The sequence below is a fragment of the Angustibacter sp. McL0619 genome (assembly GCF_049994355.1).
In the GTDB taxonomy this organism is placed as follows: domain Bacteria; phylum Actinomycetota; class Actinomycetes; order Actinomycetales; family Angustibacteraceae; genus Angustibacter.
Genome location: NZ_CP188257.1, coordinates 3809959 through 3825437 on the forward strand (window position 1 = coordinate 3809959; position 15479 = coordinate 3825437).

The 15479-nt window shown below is 72.2% G+C and carries 12 protein-coding genes; 5 read left to right on the top strand and 7 right to left on the bottom strand.

Going from position 1 to position 15479, the window contains the following annotated elements:
* Positions 1–26: 26 nt before the first annotated feature.
* Positions 27–1577 carry an acyl-CoA carboxylase subunit beta gene (locus tag ACPPVT_RS17675; protein ID WP_426562539.1) on the bottom strand — a complete coding sequence of 517 codons (1551 nt, stop codon included), beginning with the start codon at positions 1575–1577 and terminating at the stop codon, positions 27–29.
* Positions 1574–2764, bottom strand: a complete 1191-nt coding sequence (locus tag ACPPVT_RS17680) for an acyl-CoA dehydrogenase family protein (RefSeq protein ID WP_426562541.1) — start codon at positions 2762–2764, stop codon at positions 1574–1576. The genes ACPPVT_RS17675 and ACPPVT_RS17680 overlap by 4 nt, the downstream gene beginning before the upstream one ends.
* A gap of 58 nt (positions 2765–2822) precedes the next feature.
* Here ACPPVT_RS17680 and ACPPVT_RS17685 point away from each other — a divergent pair, with 58 nt between their 5' ends.
* Positions 2823–3215: a MerR family transcriptional regulator gene (locus ACPPVT_RS17685; protein ID WP_426562543.1), complete on the top strand. Its 393-nt coding sequence runs from the start codon at positions 2823–2825 to the stop codon at positions 3213–3215.
* Positions 3216–3258: 43 nt separating this feature from the next.
* Positions 3259–5082, top strand: coding sequence for an acetyl/propionyl/methylcrotonyl-CoA carboxylase subunit alpha (locus ACPPVT_RS17690; protein ID WP_426562545.1), 1824 nt, complete (start codon positions 3259–3261; stop codon positions 5080–5082).
* Positions 5083–5105: 23 nt separating this feature from the next.
* Here the strand turns inward: ACPPVT_RS17690 and ACPPVT_RS17695 are convergent, their stop codons facing one another.
* Positions 5106–6182: a histone deacetylase family protein gene (locus tag ACPPVT_RS17695; protein ID WP_426562547.1), complete on the bottom strand. Its 1077-nt coding sequence runs from the start codon at positions 6180–6182 to the stop codon at positions 5106–5108.
* A 47-nt stretch (positions 6183–6229) separates the two neighbouring features.
* Between ACPPVT_RS17695 and ACPPVT_RS17700 the strand changes: the two genes are divergently transcribed.
* Both ACPPVT_RS17700 and ACPPVT_RS17705 read left to right on the top strand, forming a co-directional pair.
* Complete coding sequence (locus ACPPVT_RS17700; RefSeq protein ID WP_426562549.1) at positions 6230–7318, top strand: P1 family peptidase; 1089 nt, start codon at positions 6230–6232, stop codon at positions 7316–7318.
* Positions 7305–9233, top strand: coding sequence for a CocE/NonD family hydrolase (locus ACPPVT_RS17705; RefSeq protein ID WP_426562551.1), 1929 nt, complete (start codon positions 7305–7307; stop codon positions 9231–9233). The genes ACPPVT_RS17700 and ACPPVT_RS17705 overlap by 14 nt, the downstream gene beginning before the upstream one ends.
* 35 nt (positions 9234–9268) lie before the next feature.
* Here the strand turns inward: ACPPVT_RS17705 and ACPPVT_RS17710 are convergent, their stop codons facing one another.
* Both ACPPVT_RS17710 and ACPPVT_RS17715 read right to left on the bottom strand, forming a co-directional pair.
* Positions 9269–11194 carry an alpha/beta hydrolase gene (locus tag ACPPVT_RS17710; RefSeq protein ID WP_426562553.1) on the bottom strand — a complete coding sequence of 642 codons (1926 nt, stop codon included), beginning with the start codon at positions 11192–11194 and terminating at the stop codon, positions 9269–9271.
* A gap of 2 nt (positions 11195–11196) precedes the next feature.
* Positions 11197–12375 (bottom strand): aromatic ring-hydroxylating oxygenase subunit alpha, encoded by a 1179-nt coding sequence (locus ACPPVT_RS17715; protein ID WP_426562555.1) that lies wholly within the window; start codon positions 12373–12375, stop codon positions 11197–11199.
* 50 nt (positions 12376–12425) lie between these two features.
* Between ACPPVT_RS17715 and ACPPVT_RS17720 the strand changes: the two genes are divergently transcribed.
* On the top strand, positions 12426–13031 hold the full coding sequence (locus tag ACPPVT_RS17720; protein WP_426562557.1) for a TetR/AcrR family transcriptional regulator: 606 nt from the start codon (positions 12426–12428) through the stop codon (positions 13029–13031).
* Positions 13032–13038: 7 nt separating this feature from the next.
* On the opposite strand, the gene solA is transcribed toward ACPPVT_RS17720, so the two are convergent.
* On the bottom strand, positions 13039–14202 hold the full coding sequence (gene solA / locus ACPPVT_RS17725) for an N-methyl-L-tryptophan oxidase (RefSeq protein WP_426562559.1): 1164 nt from the start codon (positions 14200–14202) through the stop codon (positions 13039–13041).
* Positions 14199–15320 carry an aromatic ring-hydroxylating oxygenase subunit alpha gene (locus tag ACPPVT_RS17730; protein ID WP_426562561.1) on the bottom strand — a complete coding sequence of 374 codons (1122 nt, stop codon included), beginning with the start codon at positions 15318–15320 and terminating at the stop codon, positions 14199–14201. The genes solA and ACPPVT_RS17730 overlap by 4 nt, the downstream gene beginning before the upstream one ends.
* Positions 15321–15479 lie beyond the last annotated feature (159 nt).

Consider the following 15479-nt stretch of genomic DNA (forward strand, 5'->3'; position numbering starts at 1 on the left):
GCGCACGGCCAGAGCCAAGTAACAGTTCAGACCGGTGGGATGCCCCGGCGACGGCTGGTGAACGAGCGGTCCCGGCCGGCCGCGTAGAGCAGCCGCTGACGCAGCTCCTCGCGCAGGTCCTCGGGCTCGACCACCCCGTCCAGCACGAGGTCGGCGACCAGGCGCTCCAGGTCGACGTCCTCCTCGTACTCGCGACGGCGGTCGGCCACGAACTGCGCGCGCTCGTCCTCGTCCGCGATCGCCGCGATCTTGTTGGCGTACACCGCGTTCACCGCGGCGTCCGGCCCCATCACGGCGATCCGGGCGGTCGGCAGCGCGATGCACGCGTCGGGTGCGAAGCCCGGGCCGGCCATCGCGTAGAGCCCGGCGCCGTAGGCCTTGCGGACGACGACGCTCACCTGTGGCACGGTCGCCTCGGACACCGCGCTGACCATCTTGGCGCCGTGCCGGATGATCCCGCCGCGCTCGACCTCGGAGCCGATCATGAACCCCGGCACGTCGGCCAGGTAGACCAGCGGCACGTTGAACGCGTCGCACCACCAGATGAACCGGGCCGCCTTGTCGGCGCTGTCCGCGAACAGCACGCCGCCCTTGACCATCGAGTTGTTCGCCACGACGCCGACGCTCTCACCGTCGATCCGGCCGAAGCCGGTGACCAGCTCGGCCGCGAACAGCGGCTTGACCTCGAAGAACGAGTCCTCGTCGACGATCCCGTCGATCACGTCGTGGATGTCGAATGGCTGGCTCTCGACCTCCGGCACGACGGTGTCGTCCAGCCGGGACGACGGTGAGTCCGGCGCGTACGAGGGCGGCTTGTCGCGCCAGCTGGACGGCAGGTAGCTGAACAGCAGCCGGGCCTGCTCGATCGCGTCGGCGTCGTCCTCGGCTAGCAGGTCCCCGCAACCCGAGACGGTGCAGTGCATCCGCGCGCCGCCCATCTCCTCCAACGACACCTTCTCGCCGACCACCATCTCGGCCATCCGCGGGCTGCCCAGGTACATGGAGGCGTTGCCCTCCACCATGATCACGCAGTCGGTGAAGGACGGGATGTAGGCGCCACCCGCCGCCGACGGGCCGAACAGGCAGCAGATCTGCGGCACCCGGCCGGACAGCGCCACCTGGTTGTGGAAGATCCGCCCGGCACCGCGACGTCCGGGGAACAGGTCGACCTGGTCGGTGATCCGGGCACCTGCGGAGTCCACGAACCAGAACACCGGAAGCTCTTCTCGCAGAGCGGCTTCGGTGGCCCGGACGATCTTCTCCACGGTGCGGGCGCCCCACGAGCCGGCCTTCACGGTCGGGTCGTTGGCGACCACGATCGCCGGCCGCCCGTCCACCAGACCGCGGCCGGTGACGACGCCGTCCGCGGGCAGGCCCTCGGCCATCGCGTTGGCGTACCGGCCGTCCTCGACGAAGGAGCCCTCGTCGAAGAGCAGCGCGATCCGGTCGCGGACGTAGAGCTTGTTCTGCCCGGCGAGCTTCTCCGCCGCTTTGGGGGTCGGCGTCGCGGAGGCCTCGCGCGCGGCGGCGAGCCGCTTGCGGACCTCGCCGACCCTGGGGTCGGAGGGGTAGCTCACGACGGCAGCCCTAGACCGCGCGAGATGACCATCCGCTGCACCTCGCTGGTGCCCTCGCCGATCTCCAGGATCTTGGCGTCCCGGTAGAAGCGCGCCACCGGGTACTCCTCCATGAAGCCGTTGCCGCCGAAGATCTGGGTGGCGATGCGGGTGGCGGACACCGCTGCCTCGGTGGAGTACAGCTTGGCGATAGCGGCCGCCTGCTTGACGTCGGCCACACTGCGCTTGCCCTCGTGGTGCAGGTCCTTGAGCCAGGCCGCCTTGTAGGTGAGCATGCGAGCAGCCTCGACGGAGACGGCCAGGTCGGCGACCTGGAACGAGACGCCCTGGTTGACCCCGATCGGCCGACCGAACGCCACCCGAGTCTTGGCGTACTCGGTGCTCGCCTCCAGGCAGGCCTGGGCCAGCCCGACGGCCAGCGCCGAGATCGCGATGCGGCCGTCGTCCAGCGTCTTGAGGAACTGCTTGAAGCCTGAGCCGCGAGCGCCCAACAGGTGGTCGGCCGGCACCCGGGCGCCGTCGAAGCTCAGCCCGTGGGTGTCGCTGGCGTGCCAGCCGAGCTTGTTGTAGGCGGGCTCCACGGTGAAACCCGGTGTGCCGGAAGGCACCAGGATCGCCGAGATCTCCGGCCGGCCGTCGTCCAGCGTGCCGGTGCGGGCGGTCACCGTGACCACGCTGGTGATGTCGGTGCCGGAGTTGGTGATGAACGCCTTTGCGCCGTCCACGACCCACTGCGCGTCGTCCCCCTCGCCGTCCAGCCGGGCCTTGGTGCGCGAGGCACCCGCGTCCGACCCGGCGTCCGGCTCGGTGAGGCCGAAGGCCGCGAGCGCGCGGCCGGCGACGAGGTCGGGTAGCCAGCGCTGCTTCTGCTCGTCGGTTCCGTAGCTCAGGATCGGGTTGATGCCCAGGCCGACGCCGGCGGACAGCGTGATGCCGATCGACTGGTCGACCCGGCCGAGCTCCTCGATGGCCACGCAGAGCGAGGTGAAGTCGCCACCGGCACCGCCGTACTCCTCCGGCACGACGAGGCCGAAGAGCCCGAGGTCACCCATCTGCGGCACCAGCTCGACCGGGAACCGGTGCTCGCGGTCCCACTGGTCGGCGTGCGGGGCGACCTGCTCGGTCGCGAACTCGCGCACGACCGCGCGGAAGTCCTCGTGCTCCTTGGACAGTTCGAAGGCGGTCATGCGGGATCTCCTCGGGCGGTTCTTGACGTTAACGTAAACGTAAAGCACGATGGCCTGCATGTCCACCCGTCTGTCCAACCGCACCTGGACCATCGCGCAGATCGCCGAGGAGTTCGGGATCACCCACCGCACGGTCCGGTACTACGAGGACGTCGGCCTCGTCTCCCCCGAGCGGCGCGGCACCGTGCGCGTGTTCCACCCCCGGGACCGGATCCGCCTCCAGCTGGTGCTGCGCGGCAAGCGGCTGGGGTTCCCGCTCGAGGAGATCCGCACCATCGTCGACATGTACGACCAGCAACCCGGTGAGGCCGGACAGCTGCGCTACCTCCTCGGCCAGATCGGCGACCGGCGGGCCGAGCTCGACGAGCGTCGGCGGGACGTCGAGGCGGCCCTGGCCGAGCTGGACGACCTCGAGCGTCGGTGCCAGGACGACCTCGGCGCGCTCACGTGAGCGCCACGTTGGATAGGCTCGCGCCCGGCTGGAGGGAGCGACGATGACGACGACGGACGGAGCGCAGGACATGGGACGACACGGCAACCGGATGATCACCAAGGTGCTCATCGCGAACCGGGGCGAGATCGCCGTCCGGATCGCCCGTGCGTGCGCCGACTCGGGAATCGCGTCGGTCGCCGTGTACGCCGACCCGGACCGGGACGCGCTGCACGTCAAGGTCGCCGACGAGGCCTACGCGCTTGGTGGCTCCACCCCTGGCGACTCCTACCTGGTCCAGGACAAGCTGCTGGACATCGCCCGCCAGTCCGGCGCGGACGCCGTCCACCCCGGCTACGGGTTCCTCGCCGAGAACGCCTCCTTCGCCCAGGCCGTGCTGGACGCCGACCTGGTCTGGATCGGCCCCTCCCCCGAGGCCATCGACGCGCTCGGCGACAAGGTCAAGGCCCGGCACATCGCCGAGCGGGCCGGCGCGCCCCTGGTGGCCGGCACGCACGACCCGGTGTCCGGCGCCGACGAGGTCATCGCCTTCGCCGACGAGTTCGGGCTGCCGGTGGCCATCAAGGCCGCCTACGGCGGCGGCGGCCGCGGCCTGAAGGTCGCCCGCGAGCGCGACGAGATCGCCGAGCTGTTCGACTCCGCGGTGCGCGAGGCGGTTTCGGCCTTCGGCCGCGGCGAGTGCTTCGTGGAGAAGTACCTGGACAAGCCCCGCCACGTCGAGACCCAGTGCCTGGCCGACACCCACGGCAACGTGGTGGTCGTGTCCACCCGCGACTGCTCGTTGCAGCGCCGGCACCAGAAGCTCGTCGAGGAGGCGCCGGCGCCGTACCTGTCCGACGAGCAGAACGCCGAGCTGTACCGCGCGTCCAAGGCGATCCTGCGCGAGGCCGGCTACACCGGTGCCGGCACCTGCGAGTTCCTGGTCGGCCAGGACGGCACCATCTCGTTCCTCGAGGTCAACACCCGCCTGCAGGTCGAGCACCCGGTCACCGAGGAGGTCACCGGTATCGACCTGGTGCGTGAACAGCTGCGGATCGCCGCCGGCGAGGAGCTCGGCTATGACGACCCGCCGCTGCGCGGGCACGCCTTCGAGTTCCGGATCAACGGCGAGGACGCCGGCCGCGGCTTCCTGCCTGCTCCGGGCACCGTGTCGCTGTTCGCCCCGCCGTCCGGGCCCGGCGTCCGGCTCGACTCCGGCGTGGTCTCCGGCGACGTGATCAGCGGGGCGTTCGACTCGATGCTGGCCAAGCTCGTGGTCAGCGGCGCGACCCGCGAGCAGGCGCTGGAGCGCTCACGCCGTGCGCTGGACGAGTTCGTCATCGAGGGCATGCCGACCGTGCTGCCCTTCCACCGCGCCGTGGTGCGCGACGAAGCGTTCGCGCCGTCCGAGGCGTCGACGCCGTTCTCGGTGCACACCCGCTGGATCGAGACCGAGTTCGACAACACCATCGAGGCCTTCGCCGGCCCGGTCGGCGCGGCCGCCGAGGACGGCGAGCGCCAGCGGGTGGTCGTCGAGGTCGGCGGAAAGCGGCTCGAGGTCGTGCTGCCCGCCGGGTTCAGCGCGGGCGGTGGTGGTGGTGGTGCTGGCGCCGCAAAGGCCAAGGCGCCCAAGCGATCCCGCGGGGCGTCGGCCGGGGCTGCGGCCTCTGGCGACGCGCTCACCGCGCCGATGCAGGGCACCATCGTCAAGATCGCCGTCGAGGAGGGTCAGAGCGTCGAGGCCGGTGAGCTCGTGGTGGTGCTCGAGGCGATGAAGATGGAGCAGCCGATCACCGCGCACAAGGCCGGGGTGGTGACCGGCCTGGCAGCGGAGATCGGCCAGACCGTGACCAGCGGCGCCGTCCTGCTCGAGCTCAAGGACGCCTGAGGGACGCTCGATCTCTGCCTGACCTACGCGCGCGCCGCGGCGTGCCCCTCGAGGTAGGCGGCGACCAGTCCGCCCAGGCTCGGTAGGTGGTACCCGCCCTCCTGGACGACGACGGAGGGCAGGCCGGTCGACCCGAGCAGCGCCCCGGCCCCGCGGTACCCCTGGTCGCTCACCAGCAGCGGGCTCTCCGGGTCCAACGCCGCGGCGTCCACGCCCAGCGAGACCACCAGGGCGGTGCAGCCGACGGCGGCCGCCCACTGGGCCAGGTCGGCCACGGCGTCCAACCAGGGCTCGTCGCCGGTGCCCTCGGCCAGCGGGAGGTTGCGGGTGGCACCGACGCCGTCGCCGGTGCCGGTCTCGTCGGCGTACCCGACCACGTGCGGGAACCAGCCGGCGCCCGGGTCGACGTGTACCGAGCCGTACAGCACGTCGGCGCGGTCGTAGAAGATCGCCGCGGTGCCGTTGCCGTGGTGGGCATCCAGGTCGATCACGGCGACCCGCTCGTGGCCGGCGTCCCGCAGCGCCTCGGCGGCGACCGCCGCGTTGTTCAGGTAGCAGGACCCGCCGAACCCGGCCGGCGTCGCGTGGTGCCCGGGCGGGCGGCACAGCGCGTAGGCCAGCCGCTCGCCACCGACCACCAGCGCCGCGGCGTCGATGGCGCAGTCCACGGCGGCACGGGCCGCCTGCCAGGTGCCCGGCCCGACCAGTGTCATGGTGTCGTAGGCGAACCGGCCGGCGTCCGCGTGCACGGCGACCGCCGGACGGGTGGGCAGGCCGGCGGTCATCGCCGGGGTCGGGAACAGGTACGGCACGACGCGGTCCTGGCCGACCAGTGCCTCGTACTCCCCTGCGGCCCAACGGCTCGCGGCGGTGCGCAGGAAGTGCAGCAGGTCCGGGTCGTGCACCCGGCCGAGCAGCTCGTCGTCGTGCGGTCCGGCCTGCACCAGCCGGTGGCCGGCGTCCTGCAACGCGGTGCGGATCGCCTCGACCCGGGCCGCGACCTCGGTGCCCGGCGTGGCCACCCCGACCCACACCTCGTGCCGCGGGTCGTGCCGGCTGGTGTCGGGCGACCACACCACCGGAACCGATAACTGACTCATGAGTCAGGATCACACCACATCCGCGGGCCATGCGGCAGGATGACGCCATGTTGCGCGCCAGGCAGATCGGCCTCGAGGTCGGAATACTGCCGACCGGCCCCACCAACTCCGTGCTTGACGTGGCCGGCGTCGGCCTGGGGCACGCCACCGTGGTCCGGGACGAACCGGACCCGCCGCTCGGCCGCGGCACCGCCCGGACCGGCGTGACGACCCTGGTGCTGGCCCAGGACGCCTACCTGCGCCCGCTCGCCGCCGGCGGCTCGGTGCTCAACGGAGCCGGTGAGTGCACCGGGTTCCTGACCGCCGGCGAGTGGGGTGCCATCGAGACCCCGGTGTACCTGACCTCCACCATGCAGCTCGGCCGGGTCTACGACGCCGCCTGCGAGATCGCCCTGGAGCAGAACGTCGGGGTGGCCGACGACGTGGTGATCCCGGTGGTCGGTGAGTGCGACGACTCCTTCCTCAACGACTGCCGCCGGATGCAGGTCGAGGCGGCGGACGTGCGGGCCGCCTACGACGCGGCGCTGGCTTCGCGCGGTGCGACCGAGCCACCGGCTGAGGGCGCGGTCGGCGCCGGGACCGGCATGTCCTGTCTGGGATTCAAGGGCGGCATCGGCACGGCGTCGCGGGTGACACCGAGCGGGTACACGGTGGCCGTGCTGCTGCTGACGAACTTCGGCGAGCGCAGGCGGCTGACCGTGGATGGCGTCCCCGTGGGTCGGCTGCTGCCCGGGACGGCGGACGCACCGGACAAGCCGGCAGGCTCCTGCATCGGGGTCGTGGTGACCGATGCGCCGGTCGACTCGGCCGGCTGCGCCCGGCTGGCCCGCCGGATCGGGCTGGGACTGGCCCGCACCGGCTCGACCGCGCACCACGGCAGTGGCGAGATCTTCCTGGCCGCCTCCACGACCTGCCGGACCGACCGGGACGGCACTGCGTTCGAGGGTGCCCGGGTCAGCGGGCGCGGGCTGGACGAGCTGTTCGAGGCCGTGGTGGATGCCGCCGAGGAGTCGGTGCTCAACTCGATGCTGACCGCGCCGACCACGGTGGGTCGCAGCGGCAACACCAGCGAGGGCCTGGACCCGGTGCGGCTCGGCGACCTGCTGAAGGGCGGTGGCTACCGTGCCCGGCACTGAGCGCGAGGTCCGCATCCCGATGGCGGACGGGGTCGAGCTGGCCGCCACGCTCTACCTGCCACCAGAGTCCGAAGGCCCGCAGCCTTGCCTGCTGGAAGCGTTGCCGTACCGCAAGGACGACCAGACCTCGTCGTACGCCGAGAGCTACCTGACGCTGCGCGACGAGCACCGCTACGCGGTGTGCCGCGTTGACGTGCGCGGCACCGGCTCGTCCGGCGGGGACGCCACCGACGAGTACCCGGCCGCCGAGCAGAGCGACCTGGTCGAGGTCATCGGCTGGCTGGCCGACCAGCCGTGGTGCAGCGGCAACGTGGGCATGTGGGGCACCTCCTACTCGGGGTTCAACTCGCTGCAGATCGCCTGCGAGCGGCCGCCGGCGCTCAAGGCCGTCTGCGCGATCTACGCCAGCGACGACCGGTGGACGGACGACGTGCACTGGCGCGGCGGGGCGCTGCGGCTGGTCGACCTGATCGACTACAACCACTACATGACGCCGATGTGCGTCCTGCCGCCGGTGCCCGCGGTCTGGGGCGAGGGGTGGCGCGAGGAGTGGCTGCGCAGGCTTGCGGTCAACGAGCCGTGGGCGCTGACCTGGCTGCGGGAGACCCGGGACGGCGACTACTGGCGGCACGGCTCGGTGCGCGCCGATGCCGCCGGCGGCGGCTACGACCGGATCGAGGCCGCCGTGATGATCGTCGCCGGCTGGGCCGACGGCTACCGCAACAACACCTTCCGCACGGTCGCTGCGCTGCGCGAAGCCGGTGTGCCGCACCGGCTGCTGGCCGGCCCGTGGGCGCACGCCGACCCGGCGAACGCGATCCCCGGGCCGAGGATCGACCTGGTGCCCGAGATGGTCGCCTGGTGGGACCGCTGGCTGCGCGAGGACGGCTCGGCGCACACCGACCGCGCGGACGTGTTCGTCCGCACCGCAACGCGCCCCGAGCCGGACCTCGAGCTGCACGAGGGCTACTGGGTAGCCGACGAGTGGCCGTCGCCGTCCACGGCCTGGCAGACCCGCCACCTGCCCGGGCCGCGTTCGCTGGCCGTCGCCGCGGACGTCGGCACCGCCGCGTGGATCGACTGCGCCGGACACCTGCCCTGGGGCCTGTCCGGAGACCAGAGCGAGGACGACGCGCGGTCCCTGGTCTGGGACTGGACGGCGGACGGCGAGGTCGTGCTGGGTCAGCCGCGGATCCGCTTGCGGGTCAGCGCCGACGCACCGGCGGCGTCCGTGTCGGTCAAGCTCTGCGACGTGTTCGACGACGGGACGTCGGCGCTGGTCACCCGGGGCAGCCTGGACCTCACGTACCGGGCCGGCGTGCACGCCGCGACCCCGCCGCAGCCGCTGGTGCCGGGCGAGCCCTACGACGTGGAGCTCGAGCTGGACGCCTGCGCCTACGAGTTCTCGCCGGGCCAGCTGCTGCGGGTGTCGGTGGCGGGCACCGACTGGCCGAACACCCTCGCCCCTCCGGCGCCGGTGACGCTCACCGTGCACTCGGCGTCGCTGCACCTGCCGCTGTGGCACGGCTCGCAGCTCCCGGTCGCCGAGTTCGCACCCGGATCGGAGCACTCGTCCGAGGAGGCCGACGGCATCTCGTGGACCATCTCGCGCGACGTCCTGAAGCGGACGACGACCTGTGCGGTGGAGCACGGGTCGGACTACGAGATCCCGCACGGGGGCACCGCGTCCGAGCAGTACGCGGGCGAGGTCGTGGTGGACCGGCGCACCTTCGCCCAGCACGCGTTCGCGGACTGCAGGTTCCGGCTGACCTGGCCGGGCATCGACGTCCGGGTCACCTCCACGATGCGGGTGGACGTCGGTGCCGACGGCTACACCGTGGCGATCGACACGAAGGCCTACGACGGCGACGAGCTGGTCTCGAGCCGGTCGTGGTCGGAGAGCATCCCGCGCTGACCGCGCCCGCGCCGGGTCGGCGCCGGGTCCGCGCGCTACGGAGCGGGGAACCTCAGCCTGACCGGGTGCCCGTGCAGGGTCCCGGTCAGTACCGCGTCGGCGCCGACCGTGCGGGTGTCCCAGGCGCCGACAAGATGCCCGGTGCCTGCCGCACCGGACAGCCGCAGGTCGACGTCCATGGTGTGCGCGAAGCGGTTCCAGACCGCCTGGCCGCTCACCGCGACGCCGGGCACGTACTCGACCTGCTTCAGGGTGAACTTCACCCGCGGCTCGCCGGTGTACTTCCAGGTGCCACCGCGCAGACCGAACCCGTTGCCGGAGTAGTTGTTCCACCAGCGGTCCGTCAGGTCGGCCACCGTCGCCGCCGCGGCCGGCCCGGCCCCCAGGCCGGTCACCGACCGTGGGAACGTTCCCAGCGCGCGCACCGGACCGACGTCCGCGGCGCACCCCTGGACGGCGGTCTGCGAACCGGGGGTGGCGACGAACGCCCGCAGGATCCGCTCCGCGCAGTGGTCGACGTCCTCGACCGCGGTGACGTGGAAGCTGTTGCGCAGCAGCACCTGGGTGGCACCGGGGAACTGGTCGGCGACGATCCGCCCCTCCGCCGCTGTGGTGATCGAGTCCAGCTCGCCGCTCAGCACCAGCACCGGCACATTCGGGTACGCCCCGGTGGCCGGAGTCGGCGGCGCAGCGGGGTTGTCCGCAGGTGCCGCCGGCCAGCGGCTGCACCAGTCCAGGGACTGCCAGTCCGAGGCCGCGTACTCGTCGACCGTGAACGGGGCGTAGGTGTTCGGCGCGGAGGCCGTCCGGTCGGCCAGCGCCTGCGCGTACTGCCGGGTCCGCACCGCGGGCGAGGCGGCCATGTCGTAGAGCTGCGGGTAGTCGTGGCAGGCCACCGCAGCGTCCAGCCCCTCGCTGTAGTCCGCGACGGGTCCGGCGTTCGTCCCCCCGCCGGTGGCCTCGGCCACCAGCCGCAGCAACGGTGCGTGGTCGCCGGCCAACCCGGAGCGCAGGGCTGCGGTCAGCTCCCGGTAGAACGACGGACCGTAGGTCGCACCGAAGGCCACCGCCGCGAGGTTCTGCGCGTTCACCGCGACCTGCATCCGCCGGCCGTCGGCGTCGTGCGAGACGCCCTGCCAGGGGTGCACCCGGACGACGTCGAGGACCTGGCGCAGCGTCACACCGAATGGCTCACCCGCTGTGCGGCAGGCGTTGACGCGCCGGCAGACCAGCTCGAACGCCGAGTTCATCGCAGGGGTCTGGGTCGGGTACCAGGCGGTCTCGCCGTACGTCGGGTAGGCGCTGTCCAGCACCACGGTGCGGACCAGGTCCGGGTGGCGGCCGGCGAAGACCTGGGTGAAGAACGTGCCGTAGGAGTCGCCGTACACGTCGACCCGACCCAGACCGAGCGCGGCCACCACCGCGGCCAGGTCGTCGGCGGACAGTGCGCTGGTGTAGTCGCTGGAGTGCTCGCCGAGCGAACGACCGCACCGGCCGGCGGCCACGTTGTAGGCGATCTTCAGGTTCTGCAAGGCGGGGCAGCGCAACGGCTCTGAGCGCCCGGTGCCACGCTGGTCGACCAGTAGCAGGTTGCGCCGAGCCAGCAGCGGGCCGTACATGGCGGCGTAGTCGGACCCGGTTCCGGTGGTGCTGTAGCCCGGGCCGCCCTCGTGCGGGACGAGGGTGCCGAGCGCGGGTCGGGAGGCGTCCTTGGCCGGGGCGAAGGCGAATCCGACGGTGACCTTGCCCTGGTCGGGGTGCAGCGGGTCCCACAGCCGCTTGATCGACCCGCACAGCGCCCTTGCCACGACGTCGCACGGCCGCAGGGTCAGGGTGCCGACCCGCCTGGCACTGCGGGCATCGGCGGGCGCGGCGGAGGCGGCGGGCAGCGCAGTCAGGCTCGCACCCGCGAGGCAGACCAAAACGACGACTGCACTGCGGATCCGGCGGGACGGCGCCATGGCTACTCCTCGAGTCGTCCTGCACGGTAGGCCCTGCCGACCATCGCCACCAGCTGCGCGACGGCGTCCTCGTTGGGCGCGAACGGTCCTGGGCGGAAGTGCGGGCTGGCCAACCCCCGCTGCACCGACTCGCAGGCCCCCCAGTCCTGCTTGTTGGTGATGTCCCAGAACTCCACGGCGGCGGCGGCCTGCGGCACCGAGCCGTCAGTCGGCGCGGCCACCAGCCAGGAGCACTCGACCCACGTGCGGTCCGGGCTCAGCGGCACCATCCGGTGCGTCATCACGTAGTCCGGGTGCGCCGAGACCAGCAGGTTCGGCAGCAGGTGTAGGTACTCCACCCTGGCCGGGTCGACGCCCGGCAGCGGCGTGGCGGACAGCTCACCGGTCAGCGACATGGTGGCCATGCCGTCCCGCAGGTCCATCGAGCCACCCACCCAGGCACCGGGCAGGTCGTAGTTCTCGCCGGACGTTGGCGGGCTGACCTGGCACAGCTCGGGGTGGATCAGCGGGCAGTGGTAGCACTCGTGGTAGTTCTCGGCGATGACCTTCCAGTTCGCCGCGACCTCGTAGGTGTGCCGGTCGGCGATCACCAGCCGACCCGGCGCATAGGGCGCGACGATGCCCGCCATCGCGCCGAGGTGTTCCTCGAACGGCGGGACGTCGGGGTCGCCCGCCGGGTGCAGGGCGTGGCCGAATACCCAGCCCTGCCAGACCGCCGCGGTCAGCTCGACCAACCCGTTGTCGGAGAGGTCGAACTGCTCGTCCTCGCGGAAGCCGGGGGCGCCGAGCAGCGCACCCGCCGAGTCGTACGTCCAGGCGTGGTACGGGCACTGCAAGGTACGGCGGGTGGAGACCTCACCATCGGCCAGCAGCTCGTGGCCGCGGTGGCGGCAGGTGTTGGCGAACATGCGCACGCCGGTGCCGGTCTCCACGAGCAGGCACGAGACGTCGCCGACCCGGACGGCCCGCTGAGAGACCGGCCGGCCCTCGCCGCAGCTCGGCAGCAGGTCGTCCAGCCGGCCGAGGCAGGTCCAGCCGCCCGCGAACAGGTGCCGCAGCTCCCAGTCGAGCACGTCGGTCGACGTGTAGGCCTCGGCGGCCATCATCCGGGCCGGGACGTCGGACTGCCCGGCCAGTCGGCCGAACGGCTGAGCCGGCTGGGCGTTGGTCGCGCTGGTCACGACACCTCCTGGGGGCTTGGCCATATGCTGCGGCGCATGGGAAAGCGGCTGTGAAGCGGGGACGGCGCAGCGTCGACGTCCGGCGCGAGGAGATCCTGACGGCGACGGTCGACCTGGTCGACCGGATCGGGCTGGCAACGGTCCGGGTGGCGGACGTCGCCGCGGAGCTGGGGGTCAGCCCCGGCCTGGTCTTCTACCACTTCGGCACCAAGGACGCGCTCGTCGTCGAGGCGTTCGCGCATGCCGTCGAGCGCGACCTGGCCCGGCTCGACGCGGCCGTCGAGCGCGGCGGCGACCCACTGGACCGGTTGCGGCGCGTCGTCCGGCTGTACGGGCCGACCGGTGCGGCGAAAGGCTGGCGCCTGTGGATCGACGCGTGGGCACTGGCCCAGCGCGAGCCCGTGATCCGCAAGACGTTGCGCCGCATGGACCAGCGCTGGTGCACGGTGCTGCGCGAGGTGGTCGAGGACGGGGTCGCCGACGGCACGTTCAGCTGCACCGACCCGACCGCGTCGGTCGCTCGGGTGTCGGCGCTGCTGGACGGCCTTTCGGTCGCCACGCTGGTCTACCGCACGGTGACCCGCGCCGAGCTTCGTCGCTGGGTGGCCGAGACGGTCGCCCGCGAGCTCGGGCTCGACACGGAGCAGCTGGGGTGAGGTCACCTCACACCAGCCAGTGGGCCTGGTAGTCGGGGTCGGTCAGAGCGGGCCGGTCCAGCCGGAACGACGTCAGGTCGGTGCTGGTGGCGCCCTGCACCGCCAGGTCCGCCAGCAGCCGTCCGAATGTCGGCGCGAACTTGAACCCGTGTGCCGCACCCAGCCCGACGACCACCGACTCGTGCCCGGGCACCGCCGAGATGACGAAGTCCCGGTCCGGGGTCAAGGTGTACTGGCAGCGCAGCGAACGCACCGGATCACCGGCGCCCGGCATCATGGCCTGCACGTGCTCGGCGAGCCGGCGCTGCATGTCCGGGTCCGGCTCCGAGGTGTGCCGGTCCGGGTGGACCACCGGACCGCCGCAGTCCTGCGCCGCCTTGACCAGCGGTTCGCCGTAGCAGGGGAACCCGTAGTACGACGGGTCGTCCATCCAGATCCACAGCGGCATCCGGCTCGGGTCGAAGTCGGCGGGTGAGGGCGGGCGGAAGTAGGTGACCTGCTCCAGCGTCACCTCGACCGGGACCTGCACGCCCAGGTCACCGAGGACGTCGTTGACCCAGGCGTCGGCACAGACCACGAGCCCCTGGCAGCGCACGGGTCCGTGGGTGGTGGCGACCTCGATCCCGCGCTCGCCCAGGTCGTGCACGGCCAGGACCGCGGTCCGCTCGCGAAGGTCGGCACCGTGTCGGCGGGCCTGGTCCTGCATCACCGCGGTGCCGCGCCCGGCGGGCACGATGGCGGAGTCGGCCTGGTAGAGAGTGAACGTGCCGTCCGGCAGCCGCAGCTGAGGCCAGCGCTTGGCCACCGAGTCGACGTCCAGCACCTCGTAGGCGATGCCGACCTCGTACAGGGCGTCGGTATAGTCCACCGGGCTGATGGCCGGCTCCGGCGGGAACAGGTCGACGCCCCCGACCACGGTGACCAGGCTGGTGTCGCTGTCGCGCTCGAGCCGGGCCCAGTCGGCATAGGCCTGCTGGGTCAGCCGCACGTACTCGGGTGTGTGGTAGCTGTGCCGCAGGATTCGGCTGGTGTCGTGGCTGGCGCCGCGGCTGTGGCCGAGCTCGAACCGCTCCAGACCGATCACCGTGTGACCGCGACGGGCCAGCTCCATGGCCGTGGCGCTGCCGAGCGCACCCAGGCCGACGACGACGTAGTCCGCGTGGCTGCTCATGGCTGGCTTCCGTTGGCGCGCAGGCGCGGCAGCACCCAGCGGCGGATGTCCAGGCTGTCATCCTCCATCGGCGCGAACCACCCGTGCCGGTAGCTGCGCGAGGACATCCCGCGCTGCACGGACTCGCAGATCGCCCAGTCCTGGCGGTTCACCAGGTCCCACAGGTTCGCCGCGTCGCTGGGGTCGAAGGCGTCGTCGGCGGCGGCGTCGCTGGCGAACAGCAGGGTGCACACCACCTCGGTGCGGTCGACCGCACGGGGCACCAGCACGAACGCGGCGACGTGGTCCGCAGAGGCCGAGATCATCAGGTTCGGGTAGACCAGGTCGCCCTTGTGTCGGGTGCGCTCAGCCTCGTCGAGCCCGGGCAGCGGCGCCCTGGTGGTCGTACCGGTCGTGGTGAACGTCCAGGCGCCTTCCCGGTGCGGGATCCCGTTGTCCCAGTCCAGGTCGGTGCCGCCACCGGCGAACGCCGGCACCAGCCGGGACAGCTCGGGGTGGACCGGCCCGCAGTGGTAGCACTCGTTGTAGTTCTCCAGCAGCACCTTGTAGTTCGCGGCCACGTCGTAGGTCAGCGTCTTGCCGGTGACCAGGTCGGCCAGGCCGTAGTTGGCCAGCGTCAGCCCGGCCTTCTCGACCGCATCGTGCAGCGGGGCCGCCCGCTCGGGCGTCAGGTGCACGAACACGAACCCCTCCCAGCGCTGCACCGCCACGGGGTTCAGGGCGAACGGTCTGTGGTCGTCCAGGTCGGCGTGTGGCGCCTTGAGCAGCCGTCCGTCCAGGCCGTAGGTCCACGAGTGGTACGGGCAGCGCAGCGCCGAGGCGGCGCAGGCCACCGGTGGCCCGGCAGGAGCCTCGGTCACCGGCTGGATCTGTGAACCCCGGTGCCGGCAGACGTTGTAGGCACCGTGCAGGTCGCCCTGCTCGTCGGTGGTCACTAGGACGGACTCCCCGGCGACGTCGACCGCGACCACCCGAGAGGCCTCGTCCAGCCCGAGGTCGTCCAGCCGGCCGATGCAGTACCACTCGGCGAACAGCAGCGCGTCCCGCTCTACCCGCCAGGATGCCTCGTCCACATACATCTCACGAGGCAGGGCCGCCATCAGCTGGTCCGTCGACACCACCGCTCCTTCGGCTCTTACTGACTCATGACTCAGTAACGGGTAAATGCTCTCACGCCGCGCTGGCCGCCGCCAGGAAGACCGCCCGGATGGAGGCAGGGTCGTCGCCGCTCGGACCGACGCACGCTGATTCGGAAATGCGACGGGGCGAGGCGAAGA